The 1,288-nt window shown below is 72.3% G+C and carries 1 protein-coding gene; it reads right to left on the bottom strand.

Annotated elements, in window-relative coordinates:
* Positions 1-1,286, bottom strand: a 1,286-nt coding sequence (locus tag E0493_RS22915; protein ID WP_160939577.1) for a UDP-glucose dehydrogenase family protein, incomplete at its 3' end; no start/stop codon positions are given.
* Positions 1,287-1,288: the final 2 nt, after the last annotated feature.

The raw sequence follows: 1,288 nt of genomic DNA, 5'->3' as shown, positions 1-1,288 counted from the left end.
CGGCCGATCGAGGTGTAGTTGAACCCGCACTCGCGCATGGCGGCGGGGTCCCAGACGTTGCGCAGGTCGCAGACGACGCGGCCGGCCATGGCGGCCCTGAGCTTTTCCGGCGCGATGGCGCGGAACTCGTTCCATTCGGTGACCAGCACCAGCGCGTCGGCCCCCGTGGCGGCGTCCAGCGCGCTGTCGGCGTGGTGCACCGCCGCCGGCAGCAGCTGCCGGGCATGGCCGGGCTGCGGGTCGTAGGCGCGGATGCGCGCGCCGGCGGCCACCAGGTTGGGGATGATCACCAGCGAGGGCGCGTCGCGCATGTCGTCGGTCTCGGGCTTGAAGGTCAGCCCCAGCACGGCAATGGTCTTGCCCGCCACCGAGCCGCCGCAGGCGGCGACGACCCGCTCGGCCATCTGCGCCTTGCGCGCCTCGTTGGCGGCGATGGTCTGCTCGACCAGGGTGGCCGGCGCGCCCAGCTCCTGCGCCGTGCGCGCCAGCGCCAGCGTGTCCTTCGGAAAGCAGGAGCCGCCATAGCCCGGCCCGGCATGCAGGAACTTGCGGCCGATCCGCCCGTCCAGCCCCATGCCGCGCGCCACGTCGTGCACGTTGGCGCCCGCCTTCTCGCACAGGTCGGCCATCTGGTTGATGAAGGTGATCTTCACCGCGAGGAAGGCGTTGGCGGCGTACTTGATCAGCTCGGCGGTCTCGATCGAGGTCGCCACCACCGGCGTCTCGATCAGGTAGAGCGGCCGGTACAGCCGCTTCAGCACGGCCAGCGCCCGCTCGCTGTCCACCCCCACCACCACCCGGTCGGGCCGCATGAAGTCGCCGATCGCGTTGCCCTCGCGCAGGAACTCGGGGTTGGAGGCGACCTCGATCGCCAGCTCGGGCCGCACCCGCCGGACGATCTCCTTCACCTGCCGCCCCGTGCCCACCGGCACGGTGGACTTGGTGACCAGCACCAGCGGCCCCGCCGCCGCCCGCGCCACCTGCTCGGCCGCGGCAAACACATAGCTCAGGTCGGCATGCCCGTCGCCGCGCCGCGTCGGCGTGCCGACGGCCAGAAACACCGCCTCCGCCCCGCGCACCGCCTCCGCCAGGTCGGTGGTGAAGCTCAGCCGACCGTCCGCCGCGTTCTCCGCCACCAGCCGGTCCAGCCCCGGCTCGTAGATCGGAATGCGCCCCGCCCGCAGCGCCTCCACCTTCGACGCGTCCGTGTCCACCACGCTCACGTCCACCCCAAACTCCGCAAAGCAGGCGCCAGACACCAGCCCAACATAGCCGGCACCGATCATGG

Source organism: Teichococcus coralli, assembly GCF_009829925.1.
Classification (GTDB): domain Bacteria; phylum Pseudomonadota; class Alphaproteobacteria; order Acetobacterales; family Acetobacteraceae; genus Pseudoroseomonas; species Pseudoroseomonas coralli.
Note: the sequence above shows the minus strand (reverse complement) of the source record. Positions and strands in the feature narration are given on the sequence as shown.